Raw genomic sequence first — 1,950 nt, 5'->3', positions numbered from 1 at the left:
CAACAGCGGGATCGAGTAGTTGACGATCAGACGGTTTTCATCCTGGGTGCGAGTGTTGGGCAGGTCTGTACGCCAGGTCGCATTTTTCCAGGTAACGCCGAGGTTCTTCAGCGGGCCATCCTGAAGCACATAAGCAACGGTCAGATCGCGCTCCCATTCGGAAGCACCGCTGGCCGCCACTGCGCCGCGAGCGTTAACGGTATCGATGTCGTCACCATGCAGGTAAACCATACCTGCCGTCAGGCCCGGTACGCCGACCTTGGCGAAGTCAAACGAGTAGCGTGCTTGCCAAGAGTGTTCGCCGGCACGGGCGAACTTCTGGATTTGCGAGTCGGTGATGATGTAGGCCGACGCTCCGTCACCCTGGTTCAGGTAAACGAAGTCGCTACTGCCGTTGCTGACCTGGTAACCGCCACCGAAGGTATGACCGGCAACGGAGTACAGGAACAGGCCGCTGTACAGGTTGTTGTCGACTTTGCCTTTACCGCTCGGCGCGTTGTAGTTGCCAGTGCTGTAGTACAGCGGGTCGTGACCGTTGGCCCCATCATCACTGCTGTTGAAATAACGCAAATCCGACTTCAACACGCCCGGGCCGATTGCCCAGTTGTGAACCAGACCCAGGAAGTGTTGCTTGTAGAACTCTTCCAGGTTGCCGTAGTAATACTGGGCCGTCAGGTCCTTGGTGATTTTGTAGTCGCCGCCGGCAAAGTTGAACTTGTTGCTGTCGCGACCTGCTGCGGTACGGCTGTTAGCGCCGGCGATCGACATCTGTTCGTTGTTGCTGGAGTTACGACCTTTAACGGCTTCGATCTGGCCACCGATCARCGTCAGGTCCTTGATGTCACCGGAAGAGAGCTGGCCACCCTGCCAGGTTTGCGGCAGCAGACGACCGTCGTTGGTTACGATGACCGGCAGTTTGGGTTGCAGGGTACCCAGCTTCAATTCGGTCTGGGAGATCTTGGCTTTGGCAGTCAGGCCCAGGCTGGAGAAGTCATCAACCGCTTCGCCTTTGGAGTTGGTTGGGAAAACAGTGCCACCGTAAGAAGTTGCAGTGGCGCCATTGGTGCCGCCGCCCGAATCCAGCTTCACGCCCAACAGGCCGATTGCATCAATACCGAAGCCGACAGGGCCTTGGGTATAACCGGAGATGAAACGCAGATCGAAGCCTTGGCCCCACTCTTCGTTTTTGTTCGGCCCAGTACCATCACGGTAATCGGTGTTGATGTAGAAGTTACGCAGCCCCAGGGTGGCTTTGCTGTCTTCGATGAAACCGGCGGCGCTTGCTTGTTGCGCCAGAACCCCAACAGCCACAGCCATGGCCAAGGTGGACTTGTTCATTGTTTCGCTCCTCATTTCTAATGCTTGTGGTCCTGGTCCTGGGTCTAGCGCCCTGGATCCTAAGACGCGCAATATTTGCCGAGCCATCTAGCCCGGTCGTTTTTGGCGGTGCAGGATATAGCGCCATAAAGCCAAAAAGAATTTTATGTTTCTTTTTAATTCCGATTAGGAATATGACTATGCAGCACTGATTACAGGTATCGGAAAAAACGCCCATTCCTTGACCTGCTTGCTCTACTGACGGGAATCAATGTGCTAAAGCCGAGCCTCATGACGAGTACGGACCGGGCTTACTTTAGGGGTTTRCAAAAAAAACCAAAAAGAATAAAAAATACACACGACAGCAGTTATTGGAATATACAGAGAATCGAGTAGGAGGCGGGGTTGCCCCCGCCGTCCTCTCACACCACCGTACATACGGTTCCGTATACGGCGGTTCCTGCCTACTGACAAACAACGTAAGCGAGCTTGGTTCCGTTGATGTGTCGCCTGTGGTATCTAAGCGCCCAGACCGGCCCTCGGAGCTTCCGGCTCCTACCTCCTGATGGTCTCGACCCCCGCTACGCGGAGTTTCTGCTTTACGCTCCAACAGAGATCACACCCGACTATCCA

Annotated in this window: 1 protein-coding gene; it reads right to left on the bottom strand. The window is 55.1% G+C overall.

Translation table 11 applies throughout. The annotated features are described in order from the left end of the window. Positions 1-1,338: OprD family porin (locus tag AC1DSG_RS30720; RefSeq protein WP_477794226.1), on the bottom strand; the 1,338-nt coding region annotated here is incomplete at its 3' end. Positions 1,339-1,950: the final 612 nt, after the last annotated feature.

The sequence above is a fragment of the Pseudomonas sp. P5_A12 genome, assembly GCF_056400685.1.
The sequence above is the reverse complement of the archived record's forward strand: the minus strand, read 5'-3'. Positions and strand labels throughout refer to the sequence as shown.